Here is a 14,905-nt window from a genome sequence, read left to right as displayed (position 1 = left end):
CGTCTTCCCCCTGCTCGTCGGCGTCGGCAGGGGTCATCGGGTCTCCTTCGGGGCGGGGACGGGGCGCGGCACCTCGATGATCCGTCCTCGCGGAGCGCCTCGGGAGGCCGGGCGCGAACGCTCACGAGGCAGGCGCGCCAGAACGTCAGAACGCGCCAGTGGACCGTGCCGCCGAGCTGTGCCAACGGCACCGCGGAACGTGCCACGCGCCTCCGCGTGCCCGCTGCGCGCTGTTTCGAGACGGCCTACGCTCACCGGATGGACGAGGTGCGGGACGCGTACGGCGCGCGGGCGGAGGAGTACGCGGCGCTGCTCGGATCGGTCGACGCGGGGCCCGCGGCCGATCGCGAGCTGATCGGGTCGTGGGCCGACGGGCTGGGGGGCACGGTCGCCGATGTGGGCTGCGGGCCCGGGCACTGGACGGAGTTCCTCCGGCGCCGCGGAGCCGCCGCGGTCGGCGTCGACCCGGTGCCGGAGTTCGTCGCGCTGGCTCGAGCGCGGTTCCCGGACGTCCCGTTCCGGCTCGGCTCGGCGCTCGAGCTCGACGTCGACGGCCTCGGGGGCGTTCTCGCGTGGTACTCGCTCATCCACCTGCCGCCGGCGGAGCTGCCCGGCGCGGTCGCGGCGCTCGCCGCGCACCTCCGACCGGGCGGAAGCCTGCTGATCGGCTTCTTCGAAGGGCCGCGCTCGGAGGCGTTCGCGCACGCCGTCGCACCGGCGTGGTTTCACCCGCTCGCCGAGATGCGCGCGCTCGCCGAGCAGGCCGGCCTCGAGGTGACCCACTCGCTCCACCGCAGCGCCCCCGGCGTCCGCGACCACGGCGAGCTGATCGCTGTACTCCCGCGCTGACGCCGAGCTGATCGCCGGCCTCTGATCCGGACGCCGCCGACGCCGCGCTGGTTCCGCGCTGACGGCTCCCGCTCCCGCTGGTCACCGGCGGCCGGCGTCCCGGCCCACCGCATCCCGCCGAGACACCACCGCCCCGCCGAGGCGCCGCCGTCTCAGCGGTGCTTCGGCGATCCCGGCGGTGTATCGGCGGACGAGGGCCGCCGCGCCTAGAGGCGGTCGGCGCGCCACTCCGTGGGGATCTCCTCGCCGCGGCGGAACGCCTCCTCCTCGCGCTCGCGCAGCTCGACGCGGCGGATCTTGCCCGAGATCGTCTTGGGCAGGGGGTGGAACTCGACGCGCCGCACCCGCTCGAAGGAGGAGAGCAGCTCGCGGGTGTGGGCGAAGATCGCGCTCGCCGTCTCGGCGGTCGGCTCCCAGCCGTCGGCGAGGGTGACGTAGGCCTTCACCACGCTGTGGCGCACCTCGTCCGGAGCCGGGACCACTGCGGACTCGGCGACGGCGGGGTGCTGCAGCAGCACGCTCTCGACCTCGAACGGCGAGATCTTGAAGTCGGAGGACTTGAAGATGTCGTCGGTGCGGCCGACGAAGGTGATCGTGCCGTCGACCGCGCGGACCGCCACGTCGCCGGTGTGGAAGTAGCCGTCCGCGCGGGCGCGCTCGGTGCGGTCCTCGTCGCCGAGGTAGCCGGACATCAGGTTGACGGGTTCGACGGACAGGTCGAGGCAGATCTCACCGGTGGAGGCGGGCTCGCCGGTCAGCGGATCGACGAGGGCGATGGCGACGCCGGGCAGCGCGCGGCCCATCGCTCCGGGGACCACGGGGGCGCCGGGCGGGTTCGCGATGATCGCGGTGGTCTCGGTCTGGCCGTAGCCGTCGCGGATGGTGAGTCCCCACTCCCGCTCGACGGTCGCGATGACCTCGGGGTTGAGCGGCTCGCCCGCCGAGAGGATCTCGGTCAGCGCGCGCGGCTTCGCTCCCAGCGCCGACTGGATCAGCATCCGCCACACGGTCGGCGGCGCGCAGAACGTGGTGACCTCGGCCCGGTCGAGCTGCTGGTGCAGAGCGGTGGGGGAGAAGCGGCTGTAGTTGTAGACGAACACCGTCGCCTCGGCGTTCCACGGCGCGAAGAAGCAGCTCCACGCGTGCTTGCCCCAGCCCGGCGAGCTGATCGCCATGTGCACGTCGCCCGGCTGCACGCCGAGCCAGTACATCGTGCTGAGGTGCCCGACGGGGTACGACTCGTGCGTGTGCACGACCATCTTGGGCTTCGAGGTGGTGCCGGAGGTGAAGTAGATCAGGCACGGATCGGAGCTCTGGACGACCACGGTCGGGCTGATGCCGAAGGGCTCGAGCGAGTCGGCGTAGTCGAGCCAGCCCTCGACGGCGCCGCCGACCGCGATGCGGCCGAAGCCGCCCTCCATCTCGTCGAACTTGGCGGTCTCGGAGGCGTCCGCGATGACGTGCGCGACCTCGCCGCGCTCGAGGCGGTCGGCCAGGTCGGCGGGTGAGAGCAGGGTCGTCGTGGGGAGGATGACCGCGCCGAGCTTCATGATCGCGAGCATCGACTCCCAGAGCTCGAGGCGGTTGCCGAGCATGAGCATCACGTGATCGCCCTGCTCGACGCCGACCGAGTGGAGCCAGGCGGCGACCTCGTCGGAGCGCCAGCGCATCCGGTCGAAGGAGTACTTCTCCTCGGAGCCGTCCTCCTCCACGATCCAGAGGGCGGGGCGCTCGTTGCCGATGGCGATCGCGTCGAACCAGTCCACCGCCCAGTTGAAGCGGGGCCCGACGTCCGGCCACTGGAAGGCCTCGTTCGCGGCGACCGCATCGCGGCGGTGCTGCAGGAGGGTGTCGCGGGCGGCGCGGAAGCTCCCGGTGGGGTTCATGCATGTCTCCGTAGCGGTCGAGGTCCGGCCGCTGGCGGGACCGACCCCCATTCTGCTCCCGCTGCGGTGCCGGGTGCTGCGTGGGGGAGGCCCGGTGGGGATGTCCGTCGGAGGGAGCACCTGTGGAGGAGCGGTCGAGTCCGTTTCGCGAAGGACGCGGCGTCAGCGGGAGAGCGGAGGGCTCGCCCGCCGCAGCAGGCGCTCCCTCCGCTCCCTCCGCGGGACCTCAGTACTTGATGGACTGACCGCCGTCGATCGGGAGGACGGTCGCGTTCACGTACGAGGCGTCGTCCGAGAGGAGGAAGGCGACGACCGAGGCGATCTCGTCGGCCTCGCCGTAGCGCTTGGTCGGGTTGACCTGGATGAACTCCTCGGCCGCCTTGCGCGGGTTCTGCGGGTCGAGCTGCTTCATCGAGTTCTCGACCATCGGGGTCCAGATGGCCCCGGGCGCGATCGCGTTGATGCGGATGCCGAACTCGCCGTACTCGATCGCGGAGTTGCGGGTGAGGCCGACGACGCCGTGCTTGGCGGCCGCGTAGCCGGACTGGTTGCCGATCGCGGTGATGCCGCCGACGCTCGCGGTGTTGACGACCATGCCCGAGCCCTGCTCGCGCATCACCTTCAGCACCTTCTCGAGGCCGAGGAACACGCCGCGGAGGTTGATCGCGACGACCTTGTCGAACTCGTCGGCCGTGAAGTTCTCGGTGAGGTTCTGGCGGCCCTCGATGCCGGCGTTGTTGAAGAAGCCGTCGATCCGGCCGAAGGCCTCGAGGGTGCGCGCGACATAGGCGTCCACGTCCGCCTCCTTCGACACGTCGGCGAGGACGGTGATCGACTCGGTGCCCTCGGGCAGGACGTCGACCGTGGCGGCGAGGCCCTGCTCGGAGATGTCGACGAGGGCGAGCTTCGCGCCCTCCTGGGCGAGGCGGACGGCTGCGGCGCGGCCCAGGCCGGATCCACCTCCGGTGATGAGGACGACGCGGTCGGTGAAGCGGGTGCTGGTGGTGGTCATGACGACTCCTGCTCGAAGAGGGATGGGCTCGGAGGCCGTGTGGTCGGCGAGTCCGTATCCATGCGTCTGCATGCAATTGGCTCCACGATACTCCACAGGTGTCGGTTGAGTCTGAGTGCGCGGTCAGGGATGGAGTGATCCGGGCTGCGGGCGCCCGCAGTCGAGCCCGGTGGACCCTCGCGAGCGGGGCCGCAGGATCCGACGCGAGCACTCGGGTTCTGGGCAGAGCCGCCGCCCCCCGACCCCGATTCGCCTGGCCGCCGCTTCCGGGCGACCGAGCCGCCCCGGCCGAGCAGGCGAGTCGCCGAGTCGCCGCCGATCCGCCGCTCGCCCGCCTACAGGTGCGGCTGCCCCGTCGAGGCGCTCGTTCCGCCGTCCACGGCCAGGATCGCGCCGGTGATGTACGCCGCGTCCGCGCTGGCGAGGAACAGCACCGGCGGGGCGATGTCGTCCGGCTGCCCGGTGCGTCCGAGGGCGATGCGGTCGATGAAGGGCGCGAGCTCCTCGGGGGTCGAGGCCATCGACTCGGTCAGCGGCGTCTGCGTGAAGGCGGGGGCGACGGCGTTGACCCGCACCCCGTGCGCGCCGAAGTCGAGGGCCAGCGACTGCACGAACGTCGTGATCGCGCCCTTGGTCGCGTTGTAGGCGGCCTGACCCCAGTCGCCGCGGATGCCCGAGACGGAGGAGACGACGACGATGTTGCCGCGGCTCGCCTTGAGGTGGGGGAGCGCCGCCTTCACCGCGTAGAAGAGGGCGTCGACGTTCGTGGCGAAGAGCGAGCGCCAGGCGTCGTCCTCCACCTCCTCGATCGGGCCGCCGAGGTGGCCGGCCGCGTTGTTCACGAGGACGTCGATCCCGCCGAACCTCGCGACGGTGCCCTCGACGAGCGCGTCGACCTCGGCTCGGACCGAGACGTCGGTGGGCACGACCAGGACGCGCTCGGCCGGGAAGCCGGCGACGGTCTCCTCGAGCGTGGCGGGGGTGCGCCCGGCGACCGCGACGCTCGCGCCCTGCTCGAGGAAAGCGCGTGCGATGGAGCGGCCGATGCCGGAGCCGGCTCCGGTGACCAGGACGGTGCGTCCGGCGAAGGGGTAGGTGTTCGAGGCGATCATGGCGGTGCCTTCCGGGTGCAGAGGGGCGGCTCGGCGGGGTGCGCCGGGAGCGGCGGGCGTCGGATCCGCCCGGTGCCGATCATCCGCGGCACCCGAGCGGATCGACGGGCCGCCGCGCCGGTACGGAGGAGCTCCCCATCGATCCGCAGCACGGCTCCCGACCCTGGCAACCGCCGCAGAGTGCGGTCCGCGGCCGCGCGGGCTCGGGTAGACCGGAGGGACGCCAGTGGACAGGGGGAACCACCATGGACACCACGAGAACGACCGCTCCGCGCCGGGCGACGGGGCTCCGGGCGGGACGGCGCGCGACCGCGCTGGGCGCCTCGGCACTGCTCGCCGCGCTCGCTCTGAGCGGCTGCACGAGCGGCGCCGACCAGGCGGAGGAGGCGACACCCGCCGCCCCGGGCGCCGCTGCTCCGACGGCCGCTCCGACCGCGACGCCCACCGACGCTCCGCTCGGGCCCGTGACGCTGCCCGAGGGAGCGACCGCCGCCGTGCGGTGGACCGACCAGGTCGGCCCCGTCGATCCGCAGACCGTGAACCTCAGCGGCGATCCGCTGCACATCACCGTCTCGGTCGCCTGCGACACCGCGGACGCCGAGGTGACGATCGAGGTCGTCGGCCTGATGACGAGCGGATCGTCGTGCGTCTACAGCCCGAGCACGACCCGCACCGGCACGGGAGGCGGCAACACGGGCACCATGCAGATCGCCGTCGAGCAGGACGCCGAGATCAGGGTGACGACGGTGCCGGACGACGCGCACTGGTCGGCCGCCGTCTCGACCGGGGCGCGGACGGTCCCCGGGCCCTGACGCCGGCCTGCGCGCTCACGAGAACACAGAAGTCGCGGTGGTCGAGAGCGGCCACCGCGACGTCTGCGTTCTCGAGTCGTCGAGGACGTCAGCCGATCGGGACGCCGAGCTCGGCCATGAACGGCACGGCGTCGACCGCCTCGCCGTCGACCCGCGTCTCGAAGTGCAGGTGGCAGCCGGTGGAGGCGCCGGTCGAGCCGCGCAGCGCGATGACCTGGCCGACGGTGACGGTCTCGCCGACCGACACCATCAGCTCGCTGTTGTGGGCGTAGCCGGTCTCGATGCCGCCGCCGTTGTCGAGCAGGATCCAGTTGCCGTAGCTGCCCTGGTACGACGCCTCCTCGACGGTGCCGCTGGAGGCCGCGAGGACGGGCGTGCCGCAGGCGCCGGCGAGATCGGTGCCCTTGTGGAACAGGTTCACGCCGGCGACCGGCGCGTCGGGGCGGGGGCCGTAGCTGCTGCTGATGTGACCGGAGATCGGGACGACCCACGCTCCGGACGCTCCGGCGGCGGCCGCGGTCGACTCGCCGGAGGTGGCGGTGATCGCGTCGAGGGACGCGGTGGGCACGAGGACCTCGGGCTTGGCCTCGGCGGCGAAGGCGTCGCGGGTGACGCTCTGCTGCACGACTCCGGCCGCCACGAAGCTCTGCGGGCGGGCCGCGGCGACGGCGGTGGCCGTGTCGCGGGTCAGCTCGGAGTCGGCGGTGCCGCCCACGGCGAACGCGGGCATCGTCGACGTGATCGCGATGCCGGCCACGAGGGTCATCGCGGCGACTGCGGAGACGCGGGGGCGCGACGGGCCGCGGGAGGGGCGACGGCTGCGGGACTCCTGCTCACGGAGCGAGCGACGGGTCGGGAGGGCGGACGGACTGCCGGTCTCGGCTCCTGCGGGGGTGGGAGTCGAGGCGCGTGACGAACGGTGCATGCAGAGGAGGTTCCAGGTCTGCCGACGCTCGAGGGGGGAGGCGAGCGCCGGGTGGGGCAGTGGGGCTGATCGCACGGCTGAGCCGATGCGACCCTCCAAACTACCCGCGTTCCGCCGGATCCGACCTGAGAGAAACCTCCGGAGTCAAGCGGTTGAGCGCATCGATCGGCTCTCGATCCGGAGTGGCGGGGGTGCGCCGGGTCGCCGGTGGGCGTGCTCAGCGGTCGGCGGTGAAGACGAGCAGGGCGATCACACCGGCGACCGTCGCCGCGACTCCGGAGCCCAGGCGCCACCACATCCACTTGTCGCGCCTGGGCCCGCGCACGGGACGCCGGAGGCCGGCGCGGCCCTGGTAGCCGCCGGGATCGTGCTGGAAGACCATGCCCCCAGCCTGCCGAACCCGCGCGCGTCGCGGGGTCACTCGCCCGCGACTCCCAGCCGCGAACGGCACCGCAGGGCTGAAGCGAGAGCCGAGGAGAAAGGAGGAGAGGCGGCGACCAGGGGGAAGGGGAGGCGGGACGGCACGGGCGCAGAACGGCCGCCGCCCGCGCGCCTAGCGCGGCCCGGGCGCGCTCGCCAGCGGGTTCGCGGGGCGGGTGCCGCTCGGTAGCGTGGGGGAGTCGGCCGGAGCGGTCGACGAGCGGAGGAGCGGACATGGCCGGGACCGGCAACGACAAGGACGCACGCGACAAGGCGGCGCAGAAGCGCGCGAAGAAGGCGCTGAAGAAGGCCGAGAAGTCGGTGCGCGCGGCGCACGAGGCGGTCCGCGACTCCAGCAAGAAGCTGCGCAAGAAGGCCCGCAAGCTGGCCGAGCAGACCGAGAAGCTCAAGCGGACCCAGGAGAAGGCGGCGAAGAAGGCGGCCGCGGCCGAGAACCGCCCGACCACGCCGAAGCACGCCGCCGAGCCGGCGGTCGGCGCCCTCGACCTCACCCCGCCGCTGCCCGGCTCGCAGGAGCCCGCCGAGGATCAGGAGTCCGCCGAGGACACCGGTGCCGCGGCCGAGTCCGCCGCCCAGCAGGAGCCGGCCCCCGACTCCGACCCCGCGCACACCCCGGACCTCACCCCGCCGATGCCGCGCTCGGCCTCCTGAGCGCACCCGTCTGAGCGCCGCATGCCGGTGCGGACTCAGGTGAATCGCACCCACCGATGCGCCGCCCGCCTGAGAATCCGCACAGGGTACTCGGGCGGGCGTGCCCCGCGAGGTGAACAGCAGGTGAAGCCTCGCGACCACGCCGGAACGCCTCCCGCCGCGGGAGCATCATGTCTGCGTGGATCCCTTCATCCTGCTCGCGCTCGTCGTCGTCACGGCCCTCGCCTTCGACTTCACCAACGGCTTCCATGACACGGCGAACGCGATGGCCACGTCCATCGCGACCGGTGCCCTGAAGCCCCGCACCGCCGTCGCCCTCTCGGCGTCGCTGAACCTCGTCGGTGCGTTCCTCAGCATCGAGGTGGCGCTGACCGTCACCAACGCGGTCGTGAAGATCCAGGACTCCTCGGGCGCACCCGATCCGGCGCTGCTCGAGGACGGCGGTTCGGCTCTGCTGCTGATCGTGCTGGCCGGCCTCATCGGCGGCATCGTCTGGAACCTGCTGACCTGGCTGCTCGGCCTGCCCTCGAGCTCGTCGCACGCCCTCTTCGGCGGCCTGATCGGCTCCGCTCTCGCGGGCCTCGGCCTCAACGGCGTGAACTGGGCCGGCGACGGCACGAAGCTCGACGGCGTCGTCGGCAAGGTGATCCTCCCGGCGCTGATGTCGCCCGTGCTCGCCGGAGCGGTCGCGGCGATCGGCACCTGGCTCGTCTTCCGGGTGATCGGCAACCTCGCCGAGAAGAGCCTCCACCGCGGCTTCCGCTTCGGCCAGATCGGCAGCGCCTCCCTCGTCTCGCTCGCGCACGGCACCAACGACGCGCAGAAGACCATGGGAGTGATCACGCTCGCGCTGATCGCGGCCGGCGGCTGGAGCGACACCGAGTCGGTCCCCTTCTGGGTCAAGCTCAGCTGCGCGCTGGCCATCTCGCTCGGCACCTACATCGGCGGCTGGCGGATCATCCGCACCGTCGGCAAGGGCCTCGTCGAGATCGACACCCCGCAGGGCATGGCCGCCGAGAGCGCCTCCGCCGCGGTCATCCTCGCCTCCAGCCACCTCGGCTTCGCCCTCTCGACCACCCACGTCGCGACCGGCTCGATCCTCGGCTCCGGAGTCGGCCGCCCCGGAGCGCAGGTGCGCTGGCGCGTGGCGCTGCGCATGGTGATCGCCTGGGTCATCACGCTCCCGGCCGCCGCCCTCGTCGGCGCCGTGATGTGGTGGATCGGCCACCTCGTCGGAGGCGCGGCCGGCGGCCTCCTGATGGCCGCGATCCTCGTCGCCGTCGCCTCCCTCATCTACATCCGCTCGCGCCGCGACAGCATCGGCGCGCACAACGTCAACGACGAGTGGCAGGACGCGGCGGCACGCCCCGCGCCCGAGACCGCCGGCGTCTGAGCGAAAGGATCCGCACCGTGCTCTCCCTCTTCCTCTCCGCCGCCGGCCAGGTGGCCCTCGTCGCCGTGCTCCTCGGAGCAGGCCTGCCCGTGCTCTTCGCCGTCGGCGTCCGCTCCTTCGCCGTCGCCGCCGGTGCTCCCGCCTCGGGCGGGTCCGACGCCCGCGCGGTCCGGAGCGGTCTGCCCGCCCCGGTGCTGCGCGGGATCGGCGTGCTCTGCTTCGCCCTCGTCGTCGGCTCCGTCGTGATCGGCCTGAGCGTCATCATCGCGACGGGCCTCGGCCAGTCGGTGAGCTTCGAGCACGTGATCCCGACCTTCGTGCCCAAGGGCTGAGCATGGCCTCGACCGATCCGATCGCGGCGCGGGAGGGGATCGTCGCCCGCGTGGTCGGCTGGCTGCGCGCGGGCTACCCGTCGGGCGTGCCGGAGCAGGACTACCTGCCGCTGCTGGGCCTGCTGCGCCGCAGCCTCACGACGGACGAGGTCGAGCAGGTCGTCGCGCGGCTCCTGTCGGAGTCGGAGCGGGCCGAGACGGTCGTCTCACGGGCCGTGGTCCGCGAGCGGATCGAGCAGCTGCTGCTCGGACCGGCGATGCCCGAGGACGTCGCCCGCGTCTCCTCACGGCTCGCGAAGGCGGGCTGGCCGCTGGCGGGCCCGGAGTCGCTGGCCGAGCCGGACACCCGCGAGGGCCTCGTCACGCGCATCGTCCGCTGGCTGCGCGCCGGCTACCCGGCCGGGCTGCCCGAGCAGGACTTCGTGCCGCTGCTGGCGCTCCTCCGCCGCCGTCTGAGCGACGAGGAGGTGGCCGAGGTGGCCGCCGGTCTCGCCGCCGACGCGCCCGCCTCCCGCGCGGACGTCGGCACAGCGATCGCCGGAGTGACCTCGGAGCTGCCCTCGGAGGAGGACATCGAGCGCGTGCGCCGGTCGCTGGCCGCGCTGGGCTGGCCGGAGGAGTTCGCGAGCTGACGCGCCGCGGCCCGGGTCTCGGGCCGCAGGAGTCCGCGTGCCGATCCGCCGCTGTCGCCGGCGATCCGGCCGGAGAGGCCGCCGGCCGACCGCGCCGCGATCCCGGGCGGTCCGGCCGTCGAAGGGTGACCCCGCCGGGACCAGGACGCGGACGCTGCAGCGGGCCGGGCCCGCCGTGAGCGGGCGGGACGAGCGCTGGAGCGTGTCCTCGGGCGGGCGACAGGCGGCCGCCCGGTCGGCAGGGGAGTCGCGGGGTCACGACGCGCGCCGTCCGCCGTCCTAGGTTCGGCCCGGGTCCGGATCGGCTGCGCAGCCGGCTGCCGGACCGCAGCCCGACCGGAAGGACACCCCATGCCCGCACCCACCATCGTCCTCGTCCACGGAGCGTTCGCCGACGCCGCGAGCTTCGCCCCGGTCACGCGGATCCTGCTCGACGCCGGCCACGCCGTGCGCGTCCCGGCCGTGCCGAACCGCAGCCTGCTGGGCGACGCGGAGTACCTCCGCTCCTTCGTGGAGCAGCTCGACGGGCCGGTCCTGCTGGCGGGCCACTCCTACGGCGGCGCCGTGATCACGGTGGCGGGCGCCGCCGAGAACGTGGTCGGCCTCGTCTACCTCGCGGCCTACGCGCTCGAGGAGGGGGAGAGCCTCGGGCAGCTGCAGGGAGCCTTCCCCGACTCCGACCTGCCGGCGAACCTCGTCTACACCCCGTTCCCGATCGACGGGGCGGAGCCGGGCACGGACGTGTCGGTCGCGGTGTCGGCGTTCCCGGAGGTGCTCGCGGCCGGGATCGACCCGGCCGAGGCGGCCGTGCTCGCGGTCGGCCAGCGCCCGCTCGCCGCTCTGGCCTTCGGTGAGGCCGCCCCGGTCGCCGCCTGGCGGACCCGGCCGAGCTGGGGCGTCGTCGCGGCCGCGGACCGGACGATCAACCCGGACGTCGAGCGGTTCGGCTACCGGCGGGCGGGCGTGCGCTCGGTCGTCGAGCTCGACGCGCCGCACCTGGTGATGCGCTCGCACCCGGAGGAGGTCGCGCGGGTCATCGCCGACGCCGCGGCGGAGCTGAGCTGACCGCGGAGCCGTACCGATCGCAGAGGGGTGTGCCGCGTGCCGGTGCGCTCCTCCGCACCCCGCCGCGCACCGCCCCCACCCGGAAGCCCGCCCCGCCGATCTAGGTACTCCCGCCGCGGATCTAGGTCGGCGTCGCGTGGAGCCGGGCCCGCCTCCTCCCTAGCCTCGAAGGGAGAGAAGGGCGGGATCGTGGACACGGACACCGCACGGCTCGGCGCCTACCTCCGGGGGCACCGCGACCGGCTGCGCCCTGACGAGGTCGGCCTGGGCGCCGACGGCAGGCGCCGCGTCAGCGGGCTGCGCCGCCAGGAGGTCGCCGTGCTCGCGGGGATCAGCCCGGACTACTACCTGCGGCTCGAGCAGGGCAAGGACCGCCGCCCCTCGGCGCAGGTCCTGGACGCCCTGGCCCGGGCGTTCCGCCTCGACGCGGACGGGCGCGACTACCTCTTCCGGCTCGGCGGACACGCCGCGCCGCGCCGCTCACCGGGCTGGGCACAGGCCGGGCCGACCCCGGCGCAGGTCGGCAGCCTGACGAGCATGGTCTCGTCCTGGACCACGACGCCCGCCTACGTGGTCGACCGCTACCTGGACCTCGTCGCCGTGAACGAGCTCGGCCGCCTGTTCCTCCCCCTGGCCTGCGAGCAGGGGACCAACATGATCGAGGCCGTCATCGACGCCGCGGCGCTCGAGACCGACGCCGAGCGGCACGAGGACTGGGACCGCACGATCGCCGTGATGACGGCCGCCCTCCGCTTCCACTCCGACCCGGCGGACCCGCGTCTGCGGGTCCTGGTCGCCTCGCTCGGAGGCCGCTCGCGGGTCTTCCGCCGCGTCTGGGCGAGCCAGGAGGCGTATCCGCTCCGCGAGGGCTCGTCGCCGGTGCGCGTCGACCCCTTCGGCTTCATCGCCTTCCGCTGGCAGACTCTGGAGGTGCACGGAGGCGACCACTTCCTGACCTCCTTCTTCGGCGCCCCCGGCAGCGCCGCGGCCGCCGCGATCGATTTCATCCGGGCCCGTCACCGGGTCGAGGAGTGTCTGCGCGAGGGTGCGATACTCGACGCGTGAAGCGGGACGCGCTCGTCGTCGGTCGGGGATCGGAGCTCGCGCGGCTCCGGCTGATGGTCGACGGCATCGCCGCCCACGGGTCGGCGCTCGTCATCGACGGGGACGCCGGGGTCGGCAAGACCACCCTGGTCGAGGAGGTCGTCGCCTACGCCCGCGCACGCGATGTGCGGGTGCTGCGCACCGCGGGCTCCGCAGCGGAGTCGGGCGACCAGTACGCGGCGCTGCAGCTCCTCCTGCACCCGCTCCGCCCGGGCCTCGACGGCCTGCCCCTGCCGCAGCGGGACGCGCTCCGCGTGGCTTTCCATCTGGCGGACGGAGTGCAGCCGACGCCGCTCCTGGCCGGCCTCTCGGCCCTGACCCTCCTGAGCGACGCCGCCGCCGATCGGCCCCTGCTGGTCGTCGTCGAGGACCTGCACCGGATCGACCCGGAGTCGGCGTGGGCGCTGCGGATGCTCGCCCGGCGCATCGGCGAGGACCGCGTCGTCGTCGTGATGACCACGAGGGACCGGCCCGAGGAGGACTCCGGCCTCGAGCACCTCCACCTCGGGCCGCTGTCGGCCGCCGACTCGGCCGCCCTCCTGGACACGCTCCTGCATCCTCCTCGCGGCGCCGCCCGGCGCGCTCTGCTCGACCTCGCCCGCGGGAATCCGCTCGCCCTGGTGGAGCTGACCGGACGCGACCCGTCGGCCGACGAGGCGGAGGACCGCGCGGTGACCGGACGCCTCGAGTCGGCCTTCGCCGAGCGCTTCGCGGAGCTCGACCAGCCCTCGCGGCTCGCCGTGCTGGCCGTGGCGCTGGGCGACGTCGCGACGGCGGAGGAGGCGAGCCGGCTGGCGAACCTGGCGATCGGCCGCCACCCCGACCCCTCCTGGATCGACCGGGCCGTCGCCGCGTCGCTGCTCAGCTGGACGCCGGGGAGCGGACTCCGCTTCCGGCACCCTCTCGTGCAGTCCGCGGTGACGAGCGTGAGCCGCCCCTCCGAGCGCGCGGCCGTGCTCCGCACGCTCGTCCAGGAGCACCGCGACGACCCGAGCCGGACGCTCTGGTGGCGGTCGGAGCTCGCGACGGGCTCGGACGGGCCGGTCGGCGAGGAGCTCGCCGGTCTCGCGGCGTCCGGCCTGGCGACGGGCGACGTCGTCCTGGCGGCTCAGGCGATGGAGCGGGCGGCGGAGCTGACCCCCGCGGGGCCGCTGCGCGTCTCGCGCCTGATCGACGCGGCCGAGTACTCCGGACTCGCCGGCCGGACCGCGGAGGCGGCGCTGCTCGTGCACCGCGCGGCGGGCGAGACCGTCGATCCGGTGCTCACCGCCCGCGCCGCCTGGACGCGCGAGACGCTGCCGACCGGGCGCACGGCCCTCTCGCGGGGAGACCTCTCGCCCGCGCTCGCCGCAGTGACGGCGCTGCAGAGCCACGGAGCCGTCGACGCCGCGACCGCCGCGCTCCTGCACCTCGCCGCCATCGCCTGGGACCACAACCGCGAGGCGTCGCCCGGCGAGCCGATGATCCAGGCGGTGCGCGCGCTCGCCCTCGACGACTCCGACCCGCGCGCCGTCCTGCTCGCGGCGGTCACCGAGCCGATCGCCCGCGGCGACGAGGTCGTCCGGCGGGCGCTCGCGGCGGCCGGCGGGGCGAGCGGTCCGGAGGAGGCGTGGTGGCTCGGCTACGCGCTGAACACGGCGGGCGAGGTCGAGGTCGCCCGGGAGCTCCTGGAGGAGGCGATCACCGGGCTGCGCGCGCGCGGCGACATCCGGATCCTCCCGCAGGCGCTCCTCGCCGCCTCGATGACCACGTCGCTCGCAGGCCGCATCTCGCGCGCCCGCTCCTTCGCCGAGGAGGCGCTCGTCCTCGGGAGCGACCTGGGGGACGTCGGCTTCGAGACCGCGTCCCGGGCCTGCCTGGCCTGGTTCGACGCGATGGAGGGCGTCGCGCCCGATCCCGAGGCGATCAGCGCGGGCAGCGCGATCGGCGCGGCCGTCCTCTGCTCGAGCGTGATGCGGGCGACGCTCCGCGGATCGCGAGCGGCGGTGGCGGTCCTCGAGTCGCGACCGGGCGACGCCGTGCCGGAGCTCCTGCCCCTCCTCGACAGGGACGACGACTCCCTGAACCCCGGCTTCGCGATCCTCACCACGCCCGATCTCGTCGACGCGGCTCTCGCGATCGGGGACGTCGGAGTCGTGCGCCTGCACGCCGCGAGGCTGGAATCGCTCTTCGAGCGCTGGCACCAGCCGATGATCGAGGCGGCCCTCCGGTACGCGCAGATCGCCGTGGCGCTCGCCGAGGGAGCGCCGGACGCCGCGGCCGGGCTGCTCCGCCGGACTCCGCCGCCGCTCCCGTACGTACGGGCGCGGGCGCTGCTGCTCGTGGGCGACGGGCTGCACCGGGCCGGTCGGGCGGCGGAGGCGCGGCCCCTCCTCCGCGAGGCACTGGCGATGCTCGAGGAGCTGCCGATCCACGCCTGGGCCGATCGGGCCCGTGACGCGCTCCGGGCCGCCGGAGGGAGGATCGCGGACGCGCCGTCGCCGGCCGCTGCCACGCTGACCCCGCAGGAGCTGCGCATCTGCGCTCTCGCGAGCACGGGGCTGTCGAACCGCGCGATCGCGCAGAACCTGTTCCTCTCGCCGCGCACGGTCGGCGCGCACCTGTACGCGGCGTACCGCAAGCTCGGGATCGGCGGGCGGGGCGAGCTCGCCGCGGTGCTCGGGAGGGACGCGGGCGCCGACGTCTGAGGCC

Annotated in this window: 14 protein-coding genes; 9 read left to right on the top strand and 5 right to left on the bottom strand. The window is 74.2% G+C overall.

Translation table 11 applies throughout. From position 1 onward, the window contains the following. Positions 1 to 258 precede the first annotated feature (258 nt). Positions 259 to 849 carry a trans-aconitate 2-methyltransferase gene (locus tag C5C30_RS14945; protein WP_104248165.1) on the top strand — a complete coding sequence of 197 codons (591 nt, stop codon included), beginning with the start codon at positions 259 to 261 and terminating at the stop codon, positions 847 to 849. A gap of 206 nt (positions 850 to 1,055) precedes the next feature. Here C5C30_RS14945 and C5C30_RS14940 read toward each other — a convergent pair whose 3' ends face one another. The 3 genes from C5C30_RS14940 to C5C30_RS14930 all read right to left on the bottom strand — a co-directional run bounded on the left by C5C30_RS14940 (position 1,056) and on the right by C5C30_RS14930 (position 4,859). After that, complete coding sequence (locus tag C5C30_RS14940) at positions 1,056 to 2,735, bottom strand: AMP-binding protein (RefSeq protein ID WP_104287985.1); 1,680 nt, start codon at positions 2,733 to 2,735, stop codon at positions 1,056 to 1,058. Positions 2,736 to 2,961: 226 nt separating this feature from the next. Further along, positions 2,962 to 3,747: a glucose 1-dehydrogenase gene (locus tag C5C30_RS14935; protein ID WP_258063242.1), complete on the bottom strand. Its 786-nt coding sequence runs from the start codon at positions 3,745 to 3,747 to the stop codon at positions 2,962 to 2,964. 335 nt (positions 3,748 to 4,082) lie between these two features. Next, positions 4,083 to 4,859 carry an SDR family NAD(P)-dependent oxidoreductase gene (locus tag C5C30_RS14930; protein WP_258063352.1) on the bottom strand — a complete coding sequence of 259 codons (777 nt, stop codon included), beginning with the start codon at positions 4,857 to 4,859 and terminating at the stop codon, positions 4,083 to 4,085. 245 nt (positions 4,860 to 5,104) lie between these two features. Between C5C30_RS14930 and C5C30_RS14925 the strand changes: the two genes are divergently transcribed. Further along, complete coding sequence (locus tag C5C30_RS14925) at positions 5,105 to 5,671, top strand: hypothetical protein (RefSeq protein ID WP_104261232.1); 567 nt, start codon at positions 5,105 to 5,107, stop codon at positions 5,669 to 5,671. Between the two features lie 88 nt (positions 5,672 to 5,759). Here C5C30_RS14925 and C5C30_RS14920 read toward each other — a convergent pair whose 3' ends face one another. Beyond that, entirely contained in the window at positions 5,760 to 6,437 is a 678-nt protein-coding gene (locus C5C30_RS14920) for a M23 family metallopeptidase (RefSeq protein ID WP_181074628.1), read from the bottom strand. A gap of 376 nt (positions 6,438 to 6,813) precedes the next feature. Continuing rightward, a complete protein-coding gene (locus tag C5C30_RS17800) occupies positions 6,814 to 6,978 on the bottom strand; it encodes a hypothetical protein (RefSeq protein WP_159940529.1) in 165 nt (54 codons plus the stop codon). A gap of 272 nt (positions 6,979 to 7,250) precedes the next feature. On the opposite strand from C5C30_RS17800, the gene C5C30_RS14915 reads away from it, so the two are divergent. The 7 genes from C5C30_RS14915 (at position 7,251) to C5C30_RS14885 (ending at position 14,901) form a co-directional block, all read left to right on the top strand. Further along, positions 7,251 to 7,688, top strand: a complete 438-nt coding sequence (locus tag C5C30_RS14915; RefSeq protein WP_104288719.1) for a hypothetical protein — start codon at positions 7,251 to 7,253, stop codon at positions 7,686 to 7,688. Positions 7,689 to 7,866: 178 nt separating this feature from the next. Further along, on the top strand, positions 7,867 to 9,081 hold the full coding sequence (locus C5C30_RS14910) for an inorganic phosphate transporter (RefSeq protein ID WP_104224012.1): 1,215 nt from the start codon (positions 7,867 to 7,869) through the stop codon (positions 9,079 to 9,081). 17 nt (positions 9,082 to 9,098) lie between these two features. After that, complete coding sequence (locus tag C5C30_RS14905) at positions 9,099 to 9,413, top strand: hypothetical protein (protein WP_104263561.1); 315 nt, start codon at positions 9,099 to 9,101, stop codon at positions 9,411 to 9,413. A gap of 2 nt (positions 9,414 to 9,415) precedes the next feature. Next, the gene (locus tag C5C30_RS14900) at positions 9,416 to 10,045 is read left to right on the top strand and encodes a DUF3349 domain-containing protein (RefSeq protein WP_104261233.1); all 630 of its coding nucleotides are present in this window, start codon (positions 9,416 to 9,418) and stop codon (positions 10,043 to 10,045) included. A 351-nt stretch (positions 10,046 to 10,396) separates the two neighbouring features. Then, entirely contained in the window at positions 10,397 to 11,110 is a 714-nt protein-coding gene (locus C5C30_RS14895; RefSeq protein ID WP_104288717.1) for an alpha/beta fold hydrolase, read from the top strand. A 189-nt stretch (positions 11,111 to 11,299) separates the two neighbouring features. After that, positions 11,300 to 12,175 carry a helix-turn-helix domain-containing protein gene (locus C5C30_RS14890; RefSeq protein WP_181065753.1) on the top strand — a complete coding sequence of 292 codons (876 nt, stop codon included), beginning with the start codon at positions 11,300 to 11,302 and terminating at the stop codon, positions 12,173 to 12,175. Further along, positions 12,172 to 14,901 (top strand): AAA family ATPase, encoded by a 2,730-nt coding sequence (locus C5C30_RS14885; RefSeq protein WP_104334007.1) that lies wholly within the window; start codon positions 12,172 to 12,174, stop codon positions 14,899 to 14,901. Before C5C30_RS14890 ends, C5C30_RS14885 begins: the two co-directional genes overlap by 4 nt. The last annotated feature ends 4 nt before the right edge of the window (positions 14,902 to 14,905 follow it).

This window comes from Rathayibacter sp. AY2B5 (genome assembly GCF_002931645.1).
Classification (GTDB): domain Bacteria; phylum Actinomycetota; class Actinomycetes; order Actinomycetales; family Microbacteriaceae; genus Rathayibacter.
Note: the sequence above shows the minus strand (reverse complement) of the source record. Positions and strands in the feature narration are given on the sequence as shown.

Coding starts and splice junctions, on each gene's coding strand:
- C5C30_RS17800 (WP_159940529.1), bottom strand. CDS start 6,978: ATGGTCTTCCAGCACGATCCCGGCGGCTACCAGGGCCGCGCCGGCCTC.
- C5C30_RS14920 (WP_181074628.1), bottom strand. CDS start 6,437: ATGACCCTCGTGGCCGGCATCGCGATCACGTCGACGATGCCCGCGTTC.
- C5C30_RS14935 (WP_258063242.1), bottom strand. CDS start 3,747: ATGACCACCACCAGCACCCGCTTCACCGACCGCGTCGTCCTCATCACC.
- C5C30_RS14940 (WP_104287985.1), bottom strand. CDS start 2,735: ATGAACCCCACCGGGAGCTTCCGCGCCGCCCGCGACACCCTCCTGCAG.
- C5C30_RS14925 (WP_104261232.1), top strand. CDS start 5,105: ATGGACACCACGAGAACGACCGCTCCGCGCCGGGCGACGGGGCTCCGG.
- C5C30_RS14945 (WP_104248165.1), top strand. CDS start 259: ATGGACGAGGTGCGGGACGCGTACGGCGCGCGGGCGGAGGAGTACGCG.
- C5C30_RS14900 (WP_104261233.1), top strand. CDS start 9,416: ATGGCCTCGACCGATCCGATCGCGGCGCGGGAGGGGATCGTCGCCCGC.
- C5C30_RS14930 (WP_258063352.1), bottom strand. CDS start 4,859: ATGATCGCCTCGAACACCTACCCCTTCGCCGGACGCACCGTCCTGGTC.
- C5C30_RS14895 (WP_104288717.1), top strand. CDS start 10,397: ATGCCCGCACCCACCATCGTCCTCGTCCACGGAGCGTTCGCCGACGCC.
- C5C30_RS14915 (WP_104288719.1), top strand. CDS start 7,251: ATGGCCGGGACCGGCAACGACAAGGACGCACGCGACAAGGCGGCGCAG.